The following is an 18,683-nucleotide window of genomic DNA, read 5'->3' on the forward strand; positions in this document are numbered from 1 at the left end:
AATGCCTGATGAAATGACTTCAAAGGAACGTTTTATCAACGCTCTTGAATTAAAAGAAGTGGACAGGGTACCACTGGGTTATTTGTGGTTCGGGGCCGGTGATGCAGTACTCCAGCGGATGAATGCAAGCATGAAGGATGTTTACTATTCTACAAAAGGCATTGCCAGAGCACAGGTATTAGCAAGGGAAATGTATCACCATGACAATGTAATGTCTCCATGGGGATGTTTACTTGTGGAAGCGGAGGCTTTAGGAGCGAAAATAAATATCAAGAAAGATGCTTATCCTTCAATAGCCAGTTTTCCTTTAAAGTCTGCAAAAGAATATGAGAATATAGATCCTGTTGCCATAGAACGTTCTGAAAGGGTAAAGACAATTGAAGAGTCCATATCCTTGCTTAAAAAAGAGCTTGAAGATGAGGTTTTTATCAGCTGTGCACTCCTTACCCCTCTTATGCTTGCTTCCCAGCTGATGGATGGGAGCAGGATGTATATTGAAATGATGAAAGATCCCGATAATTTTCATGCACTACTTGATGTCCTCACTGATAGTTGTACAACCTTTGCAGATATGATGCACGATGCAGGAGCAGACGGAGTATTTATTGAAAACGGTGGCAGCACTTCGGATCTTTTCAGTCTGGAAATGGCCAAAGAATTTGGTTTTCAGTACTCTAAGAAATTATATTCACACATACAGGATAGCGGCGGCTATGTAATATCGCATAACTGTGCAAACCATGCATTCCATGAACTGGAATTAGCTCTTGAACCTGATGCTTTGAATTTCTTTTTCGGGAATGTGGACGCACTCGGGGAGAAGTACAGGATCGATTGCCTGAAGATTCACAATCATAGACACATTGGTTGCAGTGAAAGATATTGTTTCAGGGATTTTAAGGACTTCACTGATTCAGGTATATGCCTGATGGGAAACATCAATCCATATGCATTCAATTCAGGAAGAATAGACAAGATTGTTGCCGAAGTATACCGTTGTCTGGCCGCAGCTCCCGATAAGGGATTCATACTATCCTCCGGATGTGAAATTCCACTGAATACACCTCAGGAAGAGGTGGAAATTCTCCGAGAATCAATGAAATCATACTTTAAGCAGGGGGATTAAAATTGTATGGAATTGCATTAGATATAGGAACCAGCGGCTTTAGGGCACAATTGATTGATCTGGAAACAAAAGAAGTTGTAAAGACTTCAATGACAATGAAGCATCCGTTGCCAGGTGGGAATGTGACTGATCATCTCGACTTTGCCATATCCATTGGAGAGGATGTGGCACATAGTATCATCATAGATGCTGTCGAAAAAATGATAGAAGGGTTCGATGTGGACCCATCGCAGATATCAAAGATGGCTGTCTGCGGCAACCCGATACAACTCTCGCTTTTCCAGAATACGGAGATACGTGATCTGGCCTATGTGGGAAGAAACATGCGGGAAAGATTGGGTATAGATGACGTACAACGTAATGCCCGGGTATTTCAGGCTACGGATATATTCCATGGAACTTTAAACCTTGAGAATTGTGAGATAATAGTTCCGCCTGCTATCGAGCATGAGATAGGTGCCGATGCACTTGCCATGATGGTTGAGACGGATTTTCTCGAACAGGAAGAACCAACTCTTGTAACGGATTACGGAACTAATGCTGAGATGGCCATCAAGGTAGGCAACAGGATCATTACAGGAAGTGCTGCCGCCGGACCTGCTATAGAAGGACAGGGTATAAGTTGTGGCATGCTTGCAGCTCCGGGAGCGATCACCGATGTCAATCTGGAAAATGGTTTCTGGAGATTATCTGTACTGGATGAAAACATGGAAACTGTAAAAGGACATCTTATAGATCCGATAAGCGGAGCGATATTTGAAGAGTTGGATGTTGTGCCGGATGGTATCACGGGAACCGGCCTTATTTCCATATTGTCTCTTGCGATTGAAACAGGGATTATCACAAGTCCTCCTAAACTAAAATACGGAAGGATCGAATTGGGTGACGGCATTGAAGTGTCAGAAGAAGATATAAAAGAAGCTGGTAAGGCCATAGGCGCCATAAGGGCTGCTCAGCTGACCCTGATACATGAATCAGGGATTGCCTATGAAGATCTTGAAACCATGTATATGAGCGGTGCTTCCGGAACGTATGTTAACCCTGTCAAAGCAAGAAAAATAGGATTATGTCCGGATTTTACAAAGAAAACAGTGCAATTCGGGAATACATCCCTGTCCCTTGCAAGAGACATAGTTCTTGAAAAGGTGAAACTTAATACGCTGATCGAATTAGCGGGGCACATAAAGGCCGATCATCTTATGATGGCAACCAGTGAAACCTTCAAGAAACTTTACGCTTGTGAACTGGGATACTGGACAGAGGGTATGTCCATGGAGATGTATCGGAAACTGTTGAAGATGTCTAAACTGCCTGAACTTCCAGCTCCCACTGAAGATCCTGTACTTGAGAAAAAGAGCAGGAGAGATATCATTGAGACTGGTACAGGTCAGGTAGAAGTGATAGAGGATATAGGGGTTACTCTTAAAGAACTTGCAGTTGGATGCATAATGTGCCACAAATGTGAAAAAGAATGTCCTGAGCAGGCAATATTCATAAAAGCAGATGATGATCTTTTTGCAGAATACGATACTCTGAAATGTCTGGGAACGGCGTGCAAAAGATGTGTGAGTGTGTGTCCGATGCATGCTATTGACTACAAAGAAATAAAGATCATGTACGAAAAACCTTCAGCTCTTTCAACATAAACCAGGAGGACCTCAATGACAGAAATACAAGTCAATTCAGGGATATGCGGGTTCACCCATATCGTCAGGGGAAGAAAAGATGGTCAAAAAATAATTGTGGACATTGACACTCCATGTGAGAAGATCAAAAAGATGTCTCACCTGGAAGTCGATATGATGGATCTTTTTGATATAAAAGACAATCTTGTAATGGAAAAAGCCAAGGATGCAAGGTGCACCGCCACATGCCTTGTACCCTGTGCGGTGATGCATGTTTGTTGCATCGAATCGGATTTCATGTCGGGCACCCTTGCAAAAGAGACAGGAAGCATAAGTATCGAGTTCCTGTGAACATATCATTATTAAAGTGAAGAACATAAGAACATCATTTAGGATCACAAGGCAGATTCCGGAATTACATGTGGCTTAAAAGGATGGAATTATATTAACGAATCTAAATTGGATTTCTCACAAAAATTCCAATACATACTTGATGGAAAAAAGGTGGACACTCCTCTTGTAGGTACGGTCACCACAGCGGGAATACTTGACCTGATGGATATTTCCGGAGCAAGCAGACCTGAAGCCGATAGTGATCCTAAAAAAATGGCAAAACTTGCATCTTCCTTACATACGATTGCAAAGTTTGAGGTCATACGTATTCCATTTGATGTGACAGTGATAGGTGAGGCACTTGGCTGTCAGATTGATTCTGGCACAAAGGCAAGAACACCATCAGTAATTACCCATCCCTTTGCAGACAAACCTGAAGAGTTAGAGATACCCACTGATCTGCTGAGGAGAGGAAGAATACCTGTTATAATGGAAGCAATTTCCCTTCACAGGAACAATCCGGGATTGCAAGTGCCTTTAGTTGCAGGTGTCGAGGGCCCTGTTGATCTTGCTTCTTATCTTTTGGGAATCAGATCGTTCTTGAAGTTGACTGTAAAGAAACCTGAAATTGCAAAGAATATCATAGAGAAATGTATCGATGCTTGCATTACTTGTGCCAATGCCTATCTCTTTTCAGGTGCAGATGCAGTGGTGATCGCAGATGCTCTGTCCTCCCCGGAAATGATAGGTCCTGATGCATTCAGGCTGATTGTAAAGCCTGGGTTGATCAGATTTAATGAGAACATAGAAGGTCATAGCATACTTCACATATGCGGGGAAGTGGATAGTATTATCCCGGACATATTAGAATCCGGTTTTAGTGCTATAAGCATTGAGGAGAATGTGAAGGATCTTAAATATGTAGTTAGTAGTGCACACAGAAACAACACGGCGATAATCGGAAATATTTCGACATCGGACACCCTGTATAGAAAGAAACCGGAAAATGTCAGAAAAGAGGCTTTCCAATGCCTTGATGCAAATATAGACATACTAGCTCCTGGCTGTGGTGTAGCTCCGGAGACTCCTTTGAAAAATCTTCTTGCTATGATCAAGGCAAGGGACGACTATATTAAAAAAATGGCCCGAGTCATCACATTGAAATATGTGGTTTAGACTACAGAGGATTTCGATAAACTACCATCAATACTCATACAATTTAATAAAATTTAAATAATAGCAAAGCAAATTTACTATTATGGATTCTTTTACTGATTTTGCCTTAAATGAAGAATATAAGCGTCTCCAATCTGTCGGAGATAAGCTTGCTGAAATTGAATATTTAGTAGATTGGAAGCCTTTTCGCCCTATTCTGGAGTCAATGTACATAAACAGAACAGCTTCAGGCGGACGGCCTGAAGCTGATGTTATTGTAATGTTCAAGATGCTTGTTCTGCAACAATGGCATGGTCTTTCTGATGCTGAGCTTGAAAAGCAGTGTATTGACAGGATATCCTTTAGGAAATTCCTGGGATTTCCTGAATATGTACCAGACAGTACAACTGTCTGGTCATTCAGGAAGAGAATTATCGACAATGGTAAAGAAAAAGCGGTGTGGGATGAAATGCAGAATCAGCTTGATGCTCTTGGTTTGAAGATTAAAAAAGGAATGATCCAGGATGCAACTTTTATTCACTCAGATCCAGGACATGCAAAAGCAGATGTACTCAGAGGAAAAGATGCGAAAACAAGAAGAAGCAAAGATGGAACCTGGACTAAGAAAAATGGTAAATCTCACTTTGGATACAAACTTCATACAATTATTGATAAGGATTATGAACTAATCAGAAGATTTGAGACAACAACTGCATCACTTCACGATTCACAGGTTGATCTGTCTGAAAAGGGTGAAGTGGTGTATAGAGATAAAGGATATTTTGGAGCAATAGCAAAAGGTTTTGCAGCAACAATGCAACGAGCTGTAAGAGGACATCCTTTAGGAATAATGGATATCCTCAGAAATGAAAGAATAAGTGTGAAAAGAGTCCCTTGCGAAAGAGTGTATGCAGTGACAAAAGAAATATTTAAAACCAGAAAGGTTCTTGTTACAACTGTAGAAAGAGTGAATGCAAAAATGTTGATGACAGCTTTTTGTTTTAATCTGCATCAATTGAGGACACTAAAAACCAAAGGAGTAATTTAGGATAGCGGGAGCTATACTAAAAATAAGGATTAATGAAGAGAAATAAACAAAATGATAAAAAATGAGAGGATATAATTGAGTTTGAATACTTTAATGATCTAAAATGAGGGAATATCGAAATCCTCTCTATTTTTTTTATCTTTTTTGATAGTATTATGTCCTTTATTAGTATGAATTTTTTCTAATTCTGGTTACCGGGGATTGGATAATTTGGCGATATAATACTATTCTGGCGAAAATGAAGGCCATATCAATAAATTATCTACAGGTATGGCATAAGGGCATTAATTTTAAGGGAAAAATGTTTGATACGTAAGGTTTTACATGAAAAATATGTACTTATAGTTACTAACTTAACATTTTTAACTTATCATCCAGAAATGTCTCAATCCATTTTCTTGCGAAGCTAATCTTTGATGAACAATCAATAAACGCCTCAGCAATCAGATTTTTCATATGATCCAGATCTTTCACAAAATTGCGAGAAATAATTCTTTTGACACTTTTCCAGATGAATTCGATTGGATTCAAGTCGGGTGAATATGGAGGTAAATAGACCAATTCAATATCATTTGCCTGTGCAAATTCCACTGTATATTTTGCTCGATGTGATCTAAAATTGTCGAGAATAATTACGATTCTCTCTCCCATGTTATTGTTTTTAACAGCTGATAAAAACGAACATACATCCTCCTTGGTTGAATGTTCTTTGAAATCAATAACAGAATTACCATTCAATGCATAAAAACCGAAGGAGTTTGCTTTTATCCTGGTTGTGTTTTTGAAGATGGCAGGTTTATTGAAAGACCATAAACGAACCGTATTTGATGTTGTTTGGGGAGATGATTCATCAAGAAATCCGATAACGCAATCATCATCGATTAACGGTAAGTTTTTTTTAAACAATCTTCTGCATTTTGTGGTCTTCGATAATCATGCGCATATGGTTTGGCATGATGCATGCCAAACTTCTTCAAGATCACTAGTATTTGCTTAATGGTGTATTGAACCTTAAATTCATTATAAATGAGTTCCTGAACTTCTTTTGTAGACCAATCATCTCTTTCATGTAACATGTCCCTTAGTTTTTCTTTTTGATCATCAGTGAGTTTGGAAGGACATCCTCCTGAAAACCTAGGCTTTAATCCTTCATATCCGTCTTGATTCCACCGCTCTTGCCATTGATATGCAACGGGTTTTGATATCCCTACAAGTTTAGCTGCTTCATTAACAGAAGCTCCTTCATAACGATGTTTAACAAAATATAAACGTTGTAGAACTCGTGTGTCTTTCTCTAATGACTTAATATGTTTAAGCAATTCTTCTGATGAAAGATGATGCTTTATCGGAATTTGTTCGGGTTTAGCCATACAGTATTGTTATACTCAATTAGTATTAATAGTTTGGTTAATAACTATAAAATTAGTTTTGACTGACAAAATAGATTATTTTTAGAAAAAGTGGGTATAAATAAAAAGCAGCTCTTTGGGAGAGCTGCAAGTGCTTAATAGTCTATTCTTCTCTAATTTTCTTTCTTATATGGCGGCAATGGAGGGACCTTGCTTATTTTCAGGTTCAAAATCTGCGATTTTTGCCATGGGAGAAGGGTTTTTAACTAAAGTTTCTACATCTTCGTCCAGCTTGAACTTTGATACAACAACTAGCAAACGTTCCGCCATTTCTGCCAGGCTCTGGGATGAGTGAGCCAGTCCTTCCATGGAGGCTGTCTGTTCTTCTACAGATGCCATTGTCTCCTGGGTTCCGGCAGCAGATTGCTCTGCAACTGCAGATACTTCTTCAATAGAAGCAGTTGTTTCTTCTATGGATGCTGCCTGCTCTTCTGAAGCAGCCGCAATGTCACTGACCATATCTGTTATTTGCTTTCCGGATTCAACCACTTTTTCAACCAAAGACACTGCTTTTTCAAGGGATTCTGATCCATTTGCAACTTCTATTCCACCTTTTTTCATGGATTCAACCGCATTTCCAGTACCTTCCTGCATTTCCTCGATCAAACCTGATATCTGCTTGGCTGATGTTGCAGATTCCTCTGCCAGTTTGCGTACTTCATCTGCTACGACTGCAAATCCACGACCATGTTCACCTGCTCGTGCAGCTTCGATGGCTGCATTTAGTGCAAGAAGGTTCGTCTGATCTGCAATTTGTGTTATAAAGCTTACAATCTCTCCAATTCTCGAGGACTTTTCATTAAGTTCATCAATCATACCAGATGATTCATTTGAAGCAGATTTAATGTGGTCCATTTTGAGAATAAGTTCGTGTGCCACATCTCCAAGACTCTGGATCAGGTCGTTCGATTCAACTGCACTCTCAGCTGCTTTTTGTGAATTTGTAGCGATATCCTGTACACTTATACTCATATCGCTTATTGTTTCGGAAACGTCTTCTATTTTACTTGACTGCATCAAAGCTCCCTCTGAAATTTGGGAAACTGCAGTTGATATCTGGGTTGTGCTAGCGGATATCTCTTCAGAAGATGCTGCCATTTCCTGTGATGTGAACGAAAGAGTCTTTGAACTTTCTTTAACTTCGCCAACAAGTGATTTCAAATTACTGACCATAATTCCTACTGAATCGGATAACTGCCCAATTTCATCTTTAGATGTATCAGTGATATTTGTTGTTAGGTCACCATTAGATATCTTGTTAGATACGTCGAGTAAACCATTCAGTCGTGTCGTTATGGACCTGGAGATAGTGACACCTATGACTAAACCGAGAATAGCAGATATTATAATAAGGCCAAAAATGGATCTTACTGCACTAGCATATGCTGCCTCTGATTCAACTTCAGCCTGTGCCATTTCCACGGCTTGCATTTCTTCAAATTCAGTAAGAGCTGCACTAAGCTTTACTCCGGCAGCATCATAGTTTTCCATGGCATTTGAAACACGAATGTCGGTTTCGCTCATTCCTGCTTCATCTACAGTTTTGAAAAAAGTAAGTCCGGCAGTTTCAAAATCATTTCTAAGAGCAACTATGTTTTCCAGATCCTGTGTTTCCTCTTCGTCCAGATTTAATGCACTCAGAGTTCCTGTGTGTTCATCAAAAGTTTGTGTGGCCTCTACAAAATCATCTTTTGCGGTTGATTCGCCTAATGCATATGATGCGCCTGCATCTCTTGCCATCCATAATGATAGATCCATTTCCATTACAGAATCTGCAGAAACAACATGCTCTGATAAGACTTCATCCAAATGTTCATTAACAATTGAAATTCCACTGTATCCTGTATAACCGACCAGCAGCATAAAAATAATGAGTAATGCATAACTTCCGAGTAGTTTTTTTGACATTCCGATGTCGTTTAATTTTTCAAGTATATTCAAATATATCACCTACATTAAATGGAATAAATCCACCTGTTTATATCGCAGTGGCATATATATTATTAAACTATATACATGTATGTTGCACCGTTAACTTTGAAATTAATATCAAGTAGTTACAGATATATTAGGGTTAAATGTAAAAAATAAGTAACTATTCAGCCTGATAAAAACGCTATCAATAACAATCTTGACAAAAAGTTGAAACGTAAATTTCATTAGGATCATTTATTTTGATTGTTGCTATTGATTGCTTTTTTGATTGTTAGATTGTTAGTGAGCAGACATCTCTATTTCGATGAAATCAGTACCAATAGGCAAATCGTGCCAGGCTGAATAGTTACAAAAATAATTTTAATACTATTCGAGAATTGAATAAGATGTCAGCAACAACGAGTGGTATTTTCGGAATTCTGTACACATAATTTATGGTATTTTAGAGCTTTTCATGGAGCAGATGACATTATGGATATCACCAAAACACCTAAGTAATGTCCCCCCGTCAAATGGCTAAAAATGAGTGGGAACTTGTTTTTTTATAAACCGAGTTGATATTTTGGCAATAAAAGACGGAGATACAATAAAGATAGACTATACCGGCACACTTGATGACGGTACTGTTTTTGATAGTTCTGAAAATCATGACGAACCTCTTGAATTTACTGTAGGTGCAGGGCAGGTCATACCAGGTTTCGAGGAAGCTGTAAGAGGTATGGAAGTCGGGGAAGAGAAGAAGTTCAGAGTAGAGGCTTGTGAAGCCTATGGCGAGGCAAATCCGGCTCTCATGCAGACAGTTCCAAGTTCACTACTTCAGGCTGATGCAGAGATCACCGAAGGAATGATGATAATGGTAGGAACTGCTGACGGTCAGCAGATGCCTGCAAAGATAACTGAAGTCAATGATGAAACCATCACACTTGACATGAATCATCCACTCGCTGGCAAGGCACTGACTTTTAACATTAAAGTTGTCGAATAATACTTACTATTTTGAGCTCGTTATTTGGGCTCAACCTTTCTTTTTATGGCAGTACTGATTGTTTTGAAAAATACATTTTGGGCTGAATATTTATAAAAATATTTGGCTTTGGTAATTAAACATCGTTATATAATATGATGGCCTCTTTTTATATATGAATTGTCCAAAGTGTAAGAGTTCCAGTCATAAGAAGAACGGTAGGATTGATGGTCGACAACGCTACAAATGCCATGATTGTGGATACAACTATTCAGTAGATATAAAATCCACCGCTAGCCCCGTATCTGTTAAGCGACAGGCTTTACAACTCTATCTGGAGGGGTTGGGATTTCGTTCAATTGGACGTTTTTTGGGCGTTAGTCATGTTTCTGTTCAAAAATGGATTCGAAAATTTGGTAGTGAATTAGAGGATCTAAAAAGTGAAAATGAGATTTCTGTTGTGGAATTGGACGAGATGCATACTTATATTGGGAATAAAAAAACTACTGCTGGATATGGATTGCTGTTGATAGATATGGGAAGAAATTCATCGATTGCTCTTTTGGCAGCAGAGGAACAAAAACAGGACAAAAACTCTGGAAAAAGTTAAAGACAAAAGAGGTTGGGGAAGTAATGACGGATTATTGGAGGGCATATGCCAAGTTAGTCCCCAGAAACATCCATACTCGATCAAAAGCAGAAACATATACTGTTGAAGGATACAACAGCATATTTAGGCATTTCCTGGCAAGACTAAGGAGAAAGTCAAAGTGTTATACTAAAAGTCTTGAAATGCTAAAAATCTCCGTTTTGCTCTTGATGAAATATAGGAATAAAGAACTAGCTATGTTTAATTAACAATGCCAAATATTTTATTTCATCTTGTTAATCGCTTTCTTCCTGAGTTCATGTAACTTTGCATCATCCGGCTTTTCCATTAATGCTTCATCGAACATCTCGACAGCTCCCCTGTGATCACCAAGTCGATGCAAGGCAATACCCTTATGCTTCCAGACCACGCTTTTAGCATAGCCCATGCTGATCAGTTTGTTGAAACACGTTAAAGCCATCTGGTTCTGACCAAGACGAAGACAGGTTATCCCTTTATTCATAAGGGCAGTGGCATTAGAAGGCTGCAATTGCAAGGCCGCTTCAAAACACTCATACGCCAGCTCCTGATCATTCTGCTCTTTTCCGGCTTTAATGCCTTCCTGTACCCATTCAGATGCGCTTTTCCTGTCACGTTGTCTGAGTTTTCTTCTTGCTCTGTTAAGCGCAGCAGAATGGTCAAATGGTTTGTCTTTTCGCTCTGTAGGTGTGGGTGCAATGGTTGCACGTCTCTCTGGTTTTTCAGATTTAGCATGAGATTTTCTTTTTTGAGGAATGTAGGCAGGTTTACCAAGCATCTTCCTCAGCATGATTATTGCTGCATCCTTGTCAAGGGGATTATTGTTGTTTCCACATTTTGGCGACTGAATACACGATGGACAACCTTCGATGCAAGGACAGCTTTCAATAGACTTTAAGGTTACTTCCAGCATTTCTACGATTTTACCGTAGCCACTTTCAGCATAGCCCACACCGCCGGGGTGTCCGTCATACACGAATATCCCGCTTTTTCCGGAAAGATCATCATGCTCTGGTGTGGAAACACCACCTACATCATTCCTGTCAGCCAGCAGGTGCAGCGGGTACATTGCTATAATTGCGTGTTCAATGGCATGTATACCGCCTGCAAAATCACGTTCGTGTTCGTTTACCAATTCGGTGAACATGTAAGGTAGTTCAAGCCACAGGGCTTCGGTCTCCAACCTAAATTCCGGCATATCCAGGGACAACTGTCCAAGCTCAGTGTCAGTACGCTGCTGAATTTTTTTATATCCCGTAACCTGCTGGGTGACATCCACATCCCCAAACCCTACCTTTACGTCAGGAAATGTTGCCAGAGCTTTTGTTTCAACAACTTCTCTGATGACTATGTCCGATGATACAAGGGATTTAGTATAGTAGCCATCCTGCGCCTTCTCAACATGTATCTCTCTTTTATCATGGTCCTGTTTTGTAACACAGTAAGGAGTACCTTTGTTAATGTACACCGCACCTTCAAAAGCTTCCCTGTAGGCACGCAGTCTCTCTATATTCTTTTCAAGAGGTCTTCTGCTTGTTTTGTCAATAATAGTATAGCTGTCACTGTCAATACCGCGGATGGAAACTTTCATATGTGGAGTAGGGTCTAGCGACCTCTTTTCATCAATTCCTTCCAGCAATCCTTCTTCTTCAAGTACTTCAACGATGGTCTCAAACTCAGCACCGAAATATTCGCTGTCCTTAGGTCTTAGTGGCATCTCCTTTGCAGCACAGAGCAAATGCCCTGCCTGTATGTAGCGGTTCGAGACATTGATAACTGCTTCCTCACAATTTCGTCTGAAGAAGTCTTCGGGATTTCTCATGTAGTACTGGTCAAGTGCATTGGAATCTGCAACAAGGGTGACTATGCTTTCCCGGTTTCCACGACCTGCTCGTCCTGCCTGTTGTCTTGCACTCATAATAGTTCCCGGGAATCCGTCCATGATACAGGCATCAAGTCCTCCGATGTCAATTCCAAGTTCAAGAGCGTTGGTGGATATCACACCTTCAATGTTTCCCTGTGCAAGCTCTTTTTCAATAGCTTCACGTTCATCACCGTGATAGCCTCCTCTGTAAGAGCTGATTTTTTTATCTATTCCTCTGCTGGCAAGTGTGTTCTTTGCCTGGACGTACATCCTCTCAACCTTTTGTCTCAACCTTGCAAAAACGATTGTCTGGAGGTCGCTTTGCACAAAGGTTGTGAAAAGGTCTACTGTTTCCCCGAAGCTGGCTTTTCTCTGGGTGAAGTTCCTGGCTTTCACATAAAGTGGAGGATTCCAGAAAACAAACTTCTGAGCACCCTGTCCGGAACTGTCATTGTCTATCAGGCTGACATCTTTTCCTATAAGTGATGAGCTATGTTCAACCGGGTTTCCGATGGTTGCAGTGCAACATATATATTGAGGGTTTGAACCATAGTGTTCGCAAATACGGTTCAGTCGTCTTAGCAGGTTTGCCATATGGCTTCCCATGACTCCGCTGTATGAATGGCTTTCATCCAGGATTATAAAGTTGAGATTCGAAAGGAAATGCTTCCATTGATGTTTCCATTGCAGGAAACTCAAATGCAGCATTTCGGGATTTGTAAAAATTATCTTGGTATTTCCGTATTTTACGTTATCTTTTTCAGCCTTGCTCATGGAACCAACGAATCTATCGATATTCACATTCAATCTCATTGTGTGGCTAAGTTTCCTGAAAGTGTCAAGCTGGTCATTTACAAGGGCATTTAGGGGTGATATGTAAAGTGCCGTGGCATGTGGCTCTTCCAGCAAACGCTCAAAAACAGGTAGCATGTAGCATAAGGATTTGCCACTGGCAGTACTGGTGGAAAGAACAATGTTCTTCTTTTCCCGTGCAGTGCTAACTGCTTCAGCCTGATGGGCATAGAGTTGTTCAATTCCATTTTCGTTCAAAGCATATCTGATCAGCGGATTGAGTTCTATATTCCTGTATTCTGCTTCTCTGGTGGGCACGTCCTCAATATGGGTAATCTGTCCTTCATATTTCCTTGAAGATTTTATTTTGCTGATCAGTTGGGAAATTTCCATTTTTGACTGGCTCCGCAGTTATTAATGAATTCATCCTTTAAAGACTATATTGCACTTTAAAATATCTCATATTTAATTCTACATTAAATTTACACGGGAAATATTTTCCATTTTTATTTTAAATCTTATGTTTGCAAAATTGTTTTTTAATTAAATTTAAGCCTTCAATTAAATTTAAGCACTCATAATGTTATTATACGAGAATACGTTTTCAGTATTAATTGTGAAATCGATAAGATTAGTTTATGCATAAGAGCATGAAAAACGATAATTCTCTGAAATCCAGATTAAAACTACATATAAAGCGATGATTAAAATGGTTCCAAAAAAGTGTTTTTTGACTAAAGGTGTTGGTGTACACAAAGACAAGTTAGCATCTTTTGAATTGGCACTGCGCGATGCAAAAATCGAGAAATACAATCTTGTCAGTGTATCCAGCATACTTCCTCCTAACTGCAAGATAGTCTCCAGGGATGAAGGACTCAAAGAGCTTGGGGCAGGCGAGATCGTCCACTGCGTCCTGGCACGCAACGATACGAATGAGCCGCAGAGACTGGTATCGGCTGCAGTCGGAACTGCTGTTCCAGTTAACGAGAAGAACTACGGCTATATCTCCGAACATCATTCATACGGAGAAGAAGAGGAAAAAGCAGGAGAATATGCCGAGGATATTGCGGCAACTATGCTTGCAACTACTCTGGGAATCGAATTCGATGCTAACTCTGCCTGGCAAGAAAGGGAACAGGTTTACAAGGCAAGCGGCCATATTTTTGATACAACCCATTACTGTCAGACAGCAAATGGTGACAAGGAAGGAAAGTGGACGTCAGTCATAGCGGCAATGGTTTTTATTGAATAAAAGGGATTGAAATGATTCTTTTTAATTTTCTTATTTATGTCCGCTGGTCTTTCGGATCATTGAGATATGTTCGATACCTGCGTCATCATAAGTCTCTCCATATTCTTTAAAACCAAACTTTTTGTAGAAACCTGTAGCATATAGCTGTGATGACAAATGAAGCTCTTTAGCTCCCATTGAAATTGTTTTTTCTATAAGATTTTTCATCAGCAATTTTCCAATATTCCGGTTGCGATATTCTTTAATTATACATATCCTTCCGATAGTAAAAGAATCATCATGCTCAAATATCCTTCCTGTGGCAACCGGTATTTTATCATTATATACAACAAGATGTAGGGATATAACATCATATTCATCGAGTTCAAGATTCTCATCGATGTTCTGTTCAATTACAAAAACATCTCTGCGAACTTTGTAGGCATCACTGAAATCATCAGATCCATTTATCCATTTTATTTGCATGTTGATACTGGTTTTACTTATTGGCATGTAATCAGGATTTGTGAGGATAAATATTTTTCTTAGTCTTTACCGCGATGTTCTTTGTATTAAAATATGATATCAAGAAACGTCATGAATAGAAAAACTTAAGTAACTTATAGTCAATTCGCAGGAGTCTATAGAATATATAGGGCTATAGAAATATAGTAATTGGAGATTTAATATGAAGAAATTTTTAAGCTTACTCATGGTTTTCCTGATGGTTGGACTTGTTGCCGTATCAGGATGTGCAGACACAACAGAAGATGTTGCTGAAGATGTAGCAGAAGATGTTGCTGAAGATGTAGATGCAGCAGAGGAAACTGCTGAAGATGTAGCAGAAGATGTTGCTGAAGATGTAGATGCAGCAGAGGAAACTGCTGAAGATGTAGCAGAAGATGTTGCTGAAGATGTAGATGCAACAGAGGAAACTGCAGAAGAAGTTGCAGAAGAAGTTGCAGAAGAAGTTGCAGAAGAAGTTGCAGAAGAAGTTGCAGAAGAAGTTGCAGAAGAAGTTGCTAACGAAACAGCAGCAGAGTAAATTCATTTAAGATAACATCATGCCCTGGCAGTCTTCCTGAATGTAAATTCACGTGATTGTCAGGATGTATGATAAACATCTTTTTCTTCATTTGGTATTTTTTTATTTCCTCTCTTTAATTATTTTCTAAAATAAAAATTTATTCATTTAACTACTAAATCCGCTTATTCATACTGTTTTTTGCTGATAGGTTACGAACTTAAAATAGAAAACCTTAAGTTGATTGCTCAATTATGGGTATTGGTCTATAGTTACTATATAAAATATAGATAATTGTCCAGGGAAGATCAATAATGAAGAAAATAATGAGTTTTTTAATAATAGGAATATTAATGCTAGGACTAGTCGCCGTTTCCGGATGTGCTGACAGCACAGAAAAAGACAGTGCAGATGATGGGATGGTTGAAGAAACAGCTGAGGTAACAACTTATATTGTAGGAACAGAACCTTATTTCCCACCATTTGAATATGCAGATGCGAACAACAGCAATGAGATCATAGGTTTTGATGTGGACCTTATCAATGCAATTGCAGAGGATCAGGGCTTTGAAATAGAATGGAAGGATCTTGAATTTGATGCACTTATCCCTGCCCTCCAGTCAGGACAGATCGACTTAATAGCCTCTGGTATGACAATTACTGCAGAAAGAGAAGAATCTGTAGACTTCAGTGAACCATACATCAATGCAGGTCTTTCCCTTGCTGTTGCTGCTGATAACGAGGAGATCAAGAGCCTGGATGATGTTCAGGGTAAGGTTGCTGTAGTTCAGCAAGGTTCCACAGGAGCTTTGAAAGCTGATGAACTCAAAGCAGAAGGCATAATTGACGAAATTATTTATCTTGCACATGTTAGTGACATTGTTATGAACATCCAGAGCGGACGTGCAGATTTCATGATAAATGACCTGCCAGTTACAAAATCTTACATGGTCCAGAATCCTGGTGTAATAAAGATTGTCGATGACGATATACAGAGCGATTCCTATGGTTTTGCAGTAAAGAACGGAAATACTGAGCTTCTTGAAATGCTCAATGCAGGTCTTGCTAACGTTCAGGAAGATGGTACATACGACCAGATAATGGGAGACTATTTCTAAACACTTTAATATTCTGAATATGCAATTCCCATTTGCATATTCACTATTTCTTATATTTTCTCCTGCCGAAAAACGAAAAAATCTGTAGCGATATATTTATATGTCGTTCATGTGTGCCTACTTTCAGAATAATGTACTGATTATTTTTACAAAAAACCGAGGTAATATCCTTGTCCCTTTTATCTACATATCTGGAACACATCATCAAAGTCTTACCTGACCTGATAGCAGGGTCAATGATAACAATTGAGATAACATCTTTCTCTCTGTTTTTCGGAATGATACTTGGTACGATCAGCGGCCTTGGCAAGTTGTCCCAAAAAAGAATATTCAGATATCCAAGCATTGTTTATATTGATTTTATAAGGGGAACTCCCCTGTTGGTACAGATATTATTATTCTACTATGGTATTCCAGGTCTTTATTCAAATGCAACGGGGAATCCATTGCAGATAGATCCGATACTTGCCGGTATTATTGTATGCAGTATAAACAGTGGAGCTTATATTGCAGAGATCGTACGTGCAGGTATACAATCCATTGACAGGGGACAGATGGAAGCAGCACGCTCACTTGGTATGAATGAAAGGATGGCAATGAAAGAGATTATCCTTCCACAGGCATTCAGGAGAATAATACCTCCTCTTGGGAATGAGTTCATTGCTCTTTTAAAAGATTCGTCACTTCTCGCTGTAATTGGCGTGCATGAACTGCTAAAGACCGGACAGTTATACATTTCCAGGACATTTGCAGCTTTTCCGGTGTATATTGCCGTGGCATTGATGTATCTGATACTGACAATCGTAATATCACGCGTAGTCGCATATTCAGAAAGGAGGCTTGGTGTCAGTGATAGAAGTTAAAGACCTTTACAAGAGATTTGGAGAGCTTGAAGTACTGAAAGGCATCTCTGTGGATATAGAAGAAAGCGAAGTAGTCTGCGTTATAGGTCCTTCAGGTTCAGGAAAAAGTACTTTCCTCAGGTGTATTAACCTTCTGGAAATGCCGACATCAGGTGAAATTATCATTGATAATGAAAAGATAACTGATAAAAATATTAACATTAACAGGATACGTGAGGAGGCTGGCATGGTATTCCAGCATTTTAATCTTTTTCCCCACAAAACCACACTTCAGAATGTTGCCATGGCACCAATGAAGGTCAGGAAACTCTCAAATGAGAAAGCTGAGAAACGTGCTCTTGACCTGCTGAAGAAAGTGGGTCTTGAAGACAAGGCAGATGTGTATCCATCAGCTCTTTCAGGAGGGCAGAAACAAAGGGTTGCAATTGCAAGGGCTCTTGCCATGCATCCAAAGCTTATGCTCTTTGATGAACCAACATCAGCACTCGATCCGGAGATGGTGGGAGAGGTTCTTGGTGTTATGAAAGATCTGGCACAGGCAGGCATGACAATGGTGGTTGTCACTCATGAAATGGGATTTGCAAGGGAAGTTGGTGACCGAGTTCTTTTCATGGATGATGGAATGATAGTTGAACGGGGAACGCCTGATGAAATATTCTCCAATGCCCAGCATGAGCGGACACAATCCTTCCTCAGCAAAATACTATAGGTCACATGACAAAAAGCAATGTCCTATAATTGAAAAATGATGGCAGGATATTGAAGTAATTCGTTTACTTCTTTCCTGCAAGGTCTTTTATGCCCTGCTCGTCCAACCTGTATATGATCCACTCTTTCTGGACTTTAGCACCAAAGTGTTCATAGAACTCTTTTGCAGGATTCCAGTCGAGCATACTCCACTCTATTCTTCCGCAGTTACGTTTTTCTGCAATTTGTCCGCAACGGAGCACAAGTGCTTTTCCAACACCCATACTGCGGAATTTTGGATAGACAAATATGTCTTCGATATACAAACCGGGTTTACCAACAAAGGAAGAGAAATTATGGAAGAATATAATGAAGCCTGCAGGTTTGTCGTTAAGCTCAGCTATTATCGCCTCAGCATACGGTCTTTTTCCAAACAGGGCAGTATGAAGACTTTCTTCCGTCGAAAGGACATGTTCTCCGAGACCTTCAAATTCAGCAAGTGACCGTACAAAGTCCATAATGAGGGGAATATCACGTTCATTTGTCTGCCGGATAATTAGTTTATTTTCCATAGAGTCGTTTTCCACGTTCTCACCTTCGAGTTTTTGCAAATTATATAACAAATGTACTTTTAAAGAGCGTCAACTTCTCATTCTATTAGAATGCTACTATTTTTAATAAACCAGTGTAAATAGTTCGTGTGGGATCAACAGATGCAAATTGCAAAGATCGTGATAATAAGTCTTGTTATTTTCATATTGGTAACTGTACTTGTTACCCAGGTCCTGCAGGATAAGATCTTCTTTTCGCTGTTTGTTGGGATACCTTCCGGAGTCGCGGCTTTTGCGGTAAGTTTTGTTTATCTGTAAATGCAAAAGAAT

General features: G+C 39.5%; 17 protein-coding genes and 1 pseudogene. 13 read left to right on the forward strand and 5 right to left on the reverse strand.

What is annotated here, in order from left to right:
• Position 1: 1 nt before the first annotated feature.
• From V7O67_RS07665 to V7O67_RS07685, 5 genes are all read left to right on the forward strand, one after another.
• Positions 2–1,126, forward strand: a complete 1,125-nt coding sequence (locus V7O67_RS07665; RefSeq protein ID WP_406657162.1) for a uroporphyrinogen decarboxylase family protein — start codon at positions 2–4, stop codon at positions 1,124–1,126.
• 2 nt (positions 1,127–1,128) lie between these two features.
• A complete protein-coding gene (locus V7O67_RS07670; protein ID WP_406657161.1) occupies positions 1,129–2,772 on the forward strand; it encodes a methylamine methyltransferase corrinoid protein reductive activase in 1,644 nt (547 codons plus the stop codon).
• Between the two features lie 15 nt (positions 2,773–2,787).
• Positions 2,788–3,102: a DUF6951 family protein gene (locus tag V7O67_RS07675; RefSeq protein ID WP_406657160.1), complete on the forward strand. Its 315-nt coding sequence runs from the start codon at positions 2,788–2,790 to the stop codon at positions 3,100–3,102.
• A 108-nt stretch (positions 3,103–3,210) separates the two neighbouring features.
• The gene (mtaA, locus tag V7O67_RS07680) at positions 3,211–4,260 is read left to right on the forward strand and encodes a methylcobamide:CoM methyltransferase MtaA (protein ID WP_406671369.1); all 1,050 of its coding nucleotides are present in this window, start codon (positions 3,211–3,213) and stop codon (positions 4,258–4,260) included.
• 82 nt (positions 4,261–4,342) lie between these two features.
• On the forward strand, positions 4,343–5,287 hold the full coding sequence (locus V7O67_RS07685) for an IS5 family transposase (protein ID WP_342303665.1): 945 nt from the start codon (positions 4,343–4,345) through the stop codon (positions 5,285–5,287).
• A gap of 348 nt (positions 5,288–5,635) precedes the next feature.
• Here V7O67_RS07685 and V7O67_RS07690 read toward each other — a convergent pair.
• Positions 5,636–6,657 (reverse strand): annotated as a pseudogene (locus V7O67_RS07690) (IS630 family transposase).
• A gap of 165 nt (positions 6,658–6,822) precedes the next feature.
• Positions 6,823–8,604 (reverse strand): methyl-accepting chemotaxis protein, encoded by a 1,782-nt coding sequence (locus V7O67_RS07695; RefSeq protein ID WP_406671371.1) that lies wholly within the window; start codon positions 8,602–8,604, stop codon positions 6,823–6,825.
• 589 nt (positions 8,605–9,193) lie between these two features.
• On the opposite strand from V7O67_RS07695, the gene V7O67_RS07700 reads away from it, so the two are divergent.
• Both V7O67_RS07700 and V7O67_RS07705 read left to right on the forward strand, forming a co-directional pair.
• Entirely contained in the window at positions 9,194–9,616 is a 423-nt protein-coding gene (locus V7O67_RS07700) for a peptidylprolyl isomerase (protein WP_342305429.1), read from the forward strand.
• Between the two features lie 154 nt (positions 9,617–9,770).
• Positions 9,771–10,453, forward strand: a protein-coding gene (locus V7O67_RS07705) for an IS1 family transposase (protein WP_342303728.1) whose coding sequence is annotated in 2 segments (ribosomal slippage) — positions 9,771–10,097 and positions 10,100–10,453 — 681 coding nt in all. Because the reading frame shifts where the segments join, the coding sequence is not laid out codon by codon here.
• A gap of 14 nt (positions 10,454–10,467) precedes the next feature.
• Here V7O67_RS07705 and V7O67_RS07710 read toward each other — a convergent pair.
• Positions 10,468–13,272, reverse strand: coding sequence for a DEAD/DEAH box helicase (locus V7O67_RS07710; protein WP_342305428.1), 2,805 nt, complete (start codon positions 13,270–13,272; stop codon positions 10,468–10,470).
• Positions 13,273–13,588: 316 nt separating this feature from the next.
• Between V7O67_RS07710 and V7O67_RS07715 the strand changes: the two genes are divergently transcribed.
• On the forward strand, positions 13,589–14,131 hold the full coding sequence (locus tag V7O67_RS07715) for a pyruvoyl-dependent arginine decarboxylase (protein WP_406671373.1): 543 nt from the start codon (positions 13,589–13,591) through the stop codon (positions 14,129–14,131).
• Between the two features lie 30 nt (positions 14,132–14,161).
• On the opposite strand, the gene V7O67_RS07720 is transcribed toward V7O67_RS07715, so the two are convergent.
• Positions 14,162–14,623: a GNAT family N-acetyltransferase gene (locus V7O67_RS07720; RefSeq protein ID WP_342305425.1), complete on the reverse strand. Its 462-nt coding sequence runs from the start codon at positions 14,621–14,623 to the stop codon at positions 14,162–14,164.
• 175 nt (positions 14,624–14,798) lie between these two features.
• Between V7O67_RS07720 and V7O67_RS07725 the strand changes: the two genes are divergently transcribed.
• From V7O67_RS07725 to V7O67_RS07740, 4 genes are all read left to right on the forward strand, one after another.
• Positions 14,799–15,155, forward strand: coding sequence for a hypothetical protein (locus V7O67_RS07725; protein WP_342305424.1), 357 nt, complete (start codon positions 14,799–14,801; stop codon positions 15,153–15,155).
• Between the two features lie 332 nt (positions 15,156–15,487).
• Complete coding sequence (locus V7O67_RS07730; protein ID WP_342305423.1) at positions 15,488–16,252, forward strand: basic amino acid ABC transporter substrate-binding protein; 765 nt, start codon at positions 15,488–15,490, stop codon at positions 16,250–16,252.
• A 170-nt stretch (positions 16,253–16,422) separates the two neighbouring features.
• The gene (locus V7O67_RS07735) at positions 16,423–17,115 is read left to right on the forward strand and encodes an amino acid ABC transporter permease (RefSeq protein ID WP_342305422.1); all 693 of its coding nucleotides are present in this window, start codon (positions 16,423–16,425) and stop codon (positions 17,113–17,115) included.
• Positions 17,102–17,824, forward strand: a complete 723-nt coding sequence (locus V7O67_RS07740) for an amino acid ABC transporter ATP-binding protein (protein ID WP_406671440.1) — start codon at positions 17,102–17,104, stop codon at positions 17,822–17,824. The genes V7O67_RS07735 and V7O67_RS07740 overlap by 14 nt, the downstream gene beginning before the upstream one ends.
• A 64-nt stretch (positions 17,825–17,888) precedes the next feature.
• Here V7O67_RS07740 and V7O67_RS07745 read toward each other — a convergent pair whose 3' ends face one another.
• Entirely contained in the window at positions 17,889–18,389 is a 501-nt protein-coding gene (locus tag V7O67_RS07745; RefSeq protein WP_342305420.1) for a GNAT family N-acetyltransferase, read from the reverse strand.
• 126 nt (positions 18,390–18,515) lie between these two features.
• On the opposite strand from V7O67_RS07745, the gene V7O67_RS07750 reads away from it, so the two are divergent.
• Positions 18,516–18,671, forward strand: coding sequence for a hypothetical protein (locus V7O67_RS07750; protein ID WP_342305419.1), 156 nt, complete (start codon positions 18,516–18,518; stop codon positions 18,669–18,671).
• Positions 18,672–18,683: the final 12 nt, after the last annotated feature.

Origin of the sequence: Methanolobus sp. ZRKC4 (assembly GCF_045291305.1) — an archaeon.
Lineage (GTDB): Archaea > Halobacteriota > Methanosarcinia > Methanosarcinales > Methanosarcinaceae > Methanolobus.

Excerpts from the sequence above, each read along its gene's own strand:
- V7O67_RS07665 (WP_406657162.1), top strand. The coding sequence starts at position 2 with ATGCCTGATGAAATGACTTCAAAGGAACGTTTTATCAACGCTCTTGAA.
- V7O67_RS07750 (WP_342305419.1), top strand. The coding sequence starts at position 18,516 with ATGCAAATTGCAAAGATCGTGATAATAAGTCTTGTTATTTTCATATTG.
- V7O67_RS07675 (WP_406657160.1), top strand. The coding sequence starts at position 2,788 with ATGACAGAAATACAAGTCAATTCAGGGATATGCGGGTTCACCCATATC.
- V7O67_RS07715 (WP_406671373.1), top strand. The coding sequence starts at position 13,589 with ATGGTTCCAAAAAAGTGTTTTTTGACTAAAGGTGTTGGTGTACACAAA.
- V7O67_RS07730 (WP_342305423.1), top strand. The coding sequence starts at position 15,488 with ATGCTAGGACTAGTCGCCGTTTCCGGATGTGCTGACAGCACAGAAAAA.
- V7O67_RS07720 (WP_342305425.1), bottom strand. The coding sequence starts at position 14,623 with ATGCCAATAAGTAAAACCAGTATCAACATGCAAATAAAATGGATAAAT.
- V7O67_RS07725 (WP_342305424.1), top strand. The coding sequence starts at position 14,799 with ATGAAGAAATTTTTAAGCTTACTCATGGTTTTCCTGATGGTTGGACTT.
- V7O67_RS07695 (WP_406671371.1), bottom strand. The coding sequence starts at position 8,604 with ATGTCAAAAAAACTACTCGGAAGTTATGCATTACTCATTATTTTTATG.
- V7O67_RS07710 (WP_342305428.1), bottom strand. The coding sequence starts at position 13,272 with ATGGAAATTTCCCAACTGATCAGCAAAATAAAATCTTCAAGGAAATAT.
- V7O67_RS07685 (WP_342303665.1), top strand. The coding sequence starts at position 4,343 with ATGGATTCTTTTACTGATTTTGCCTTAAATGAAGAATATAAGCGTCTC.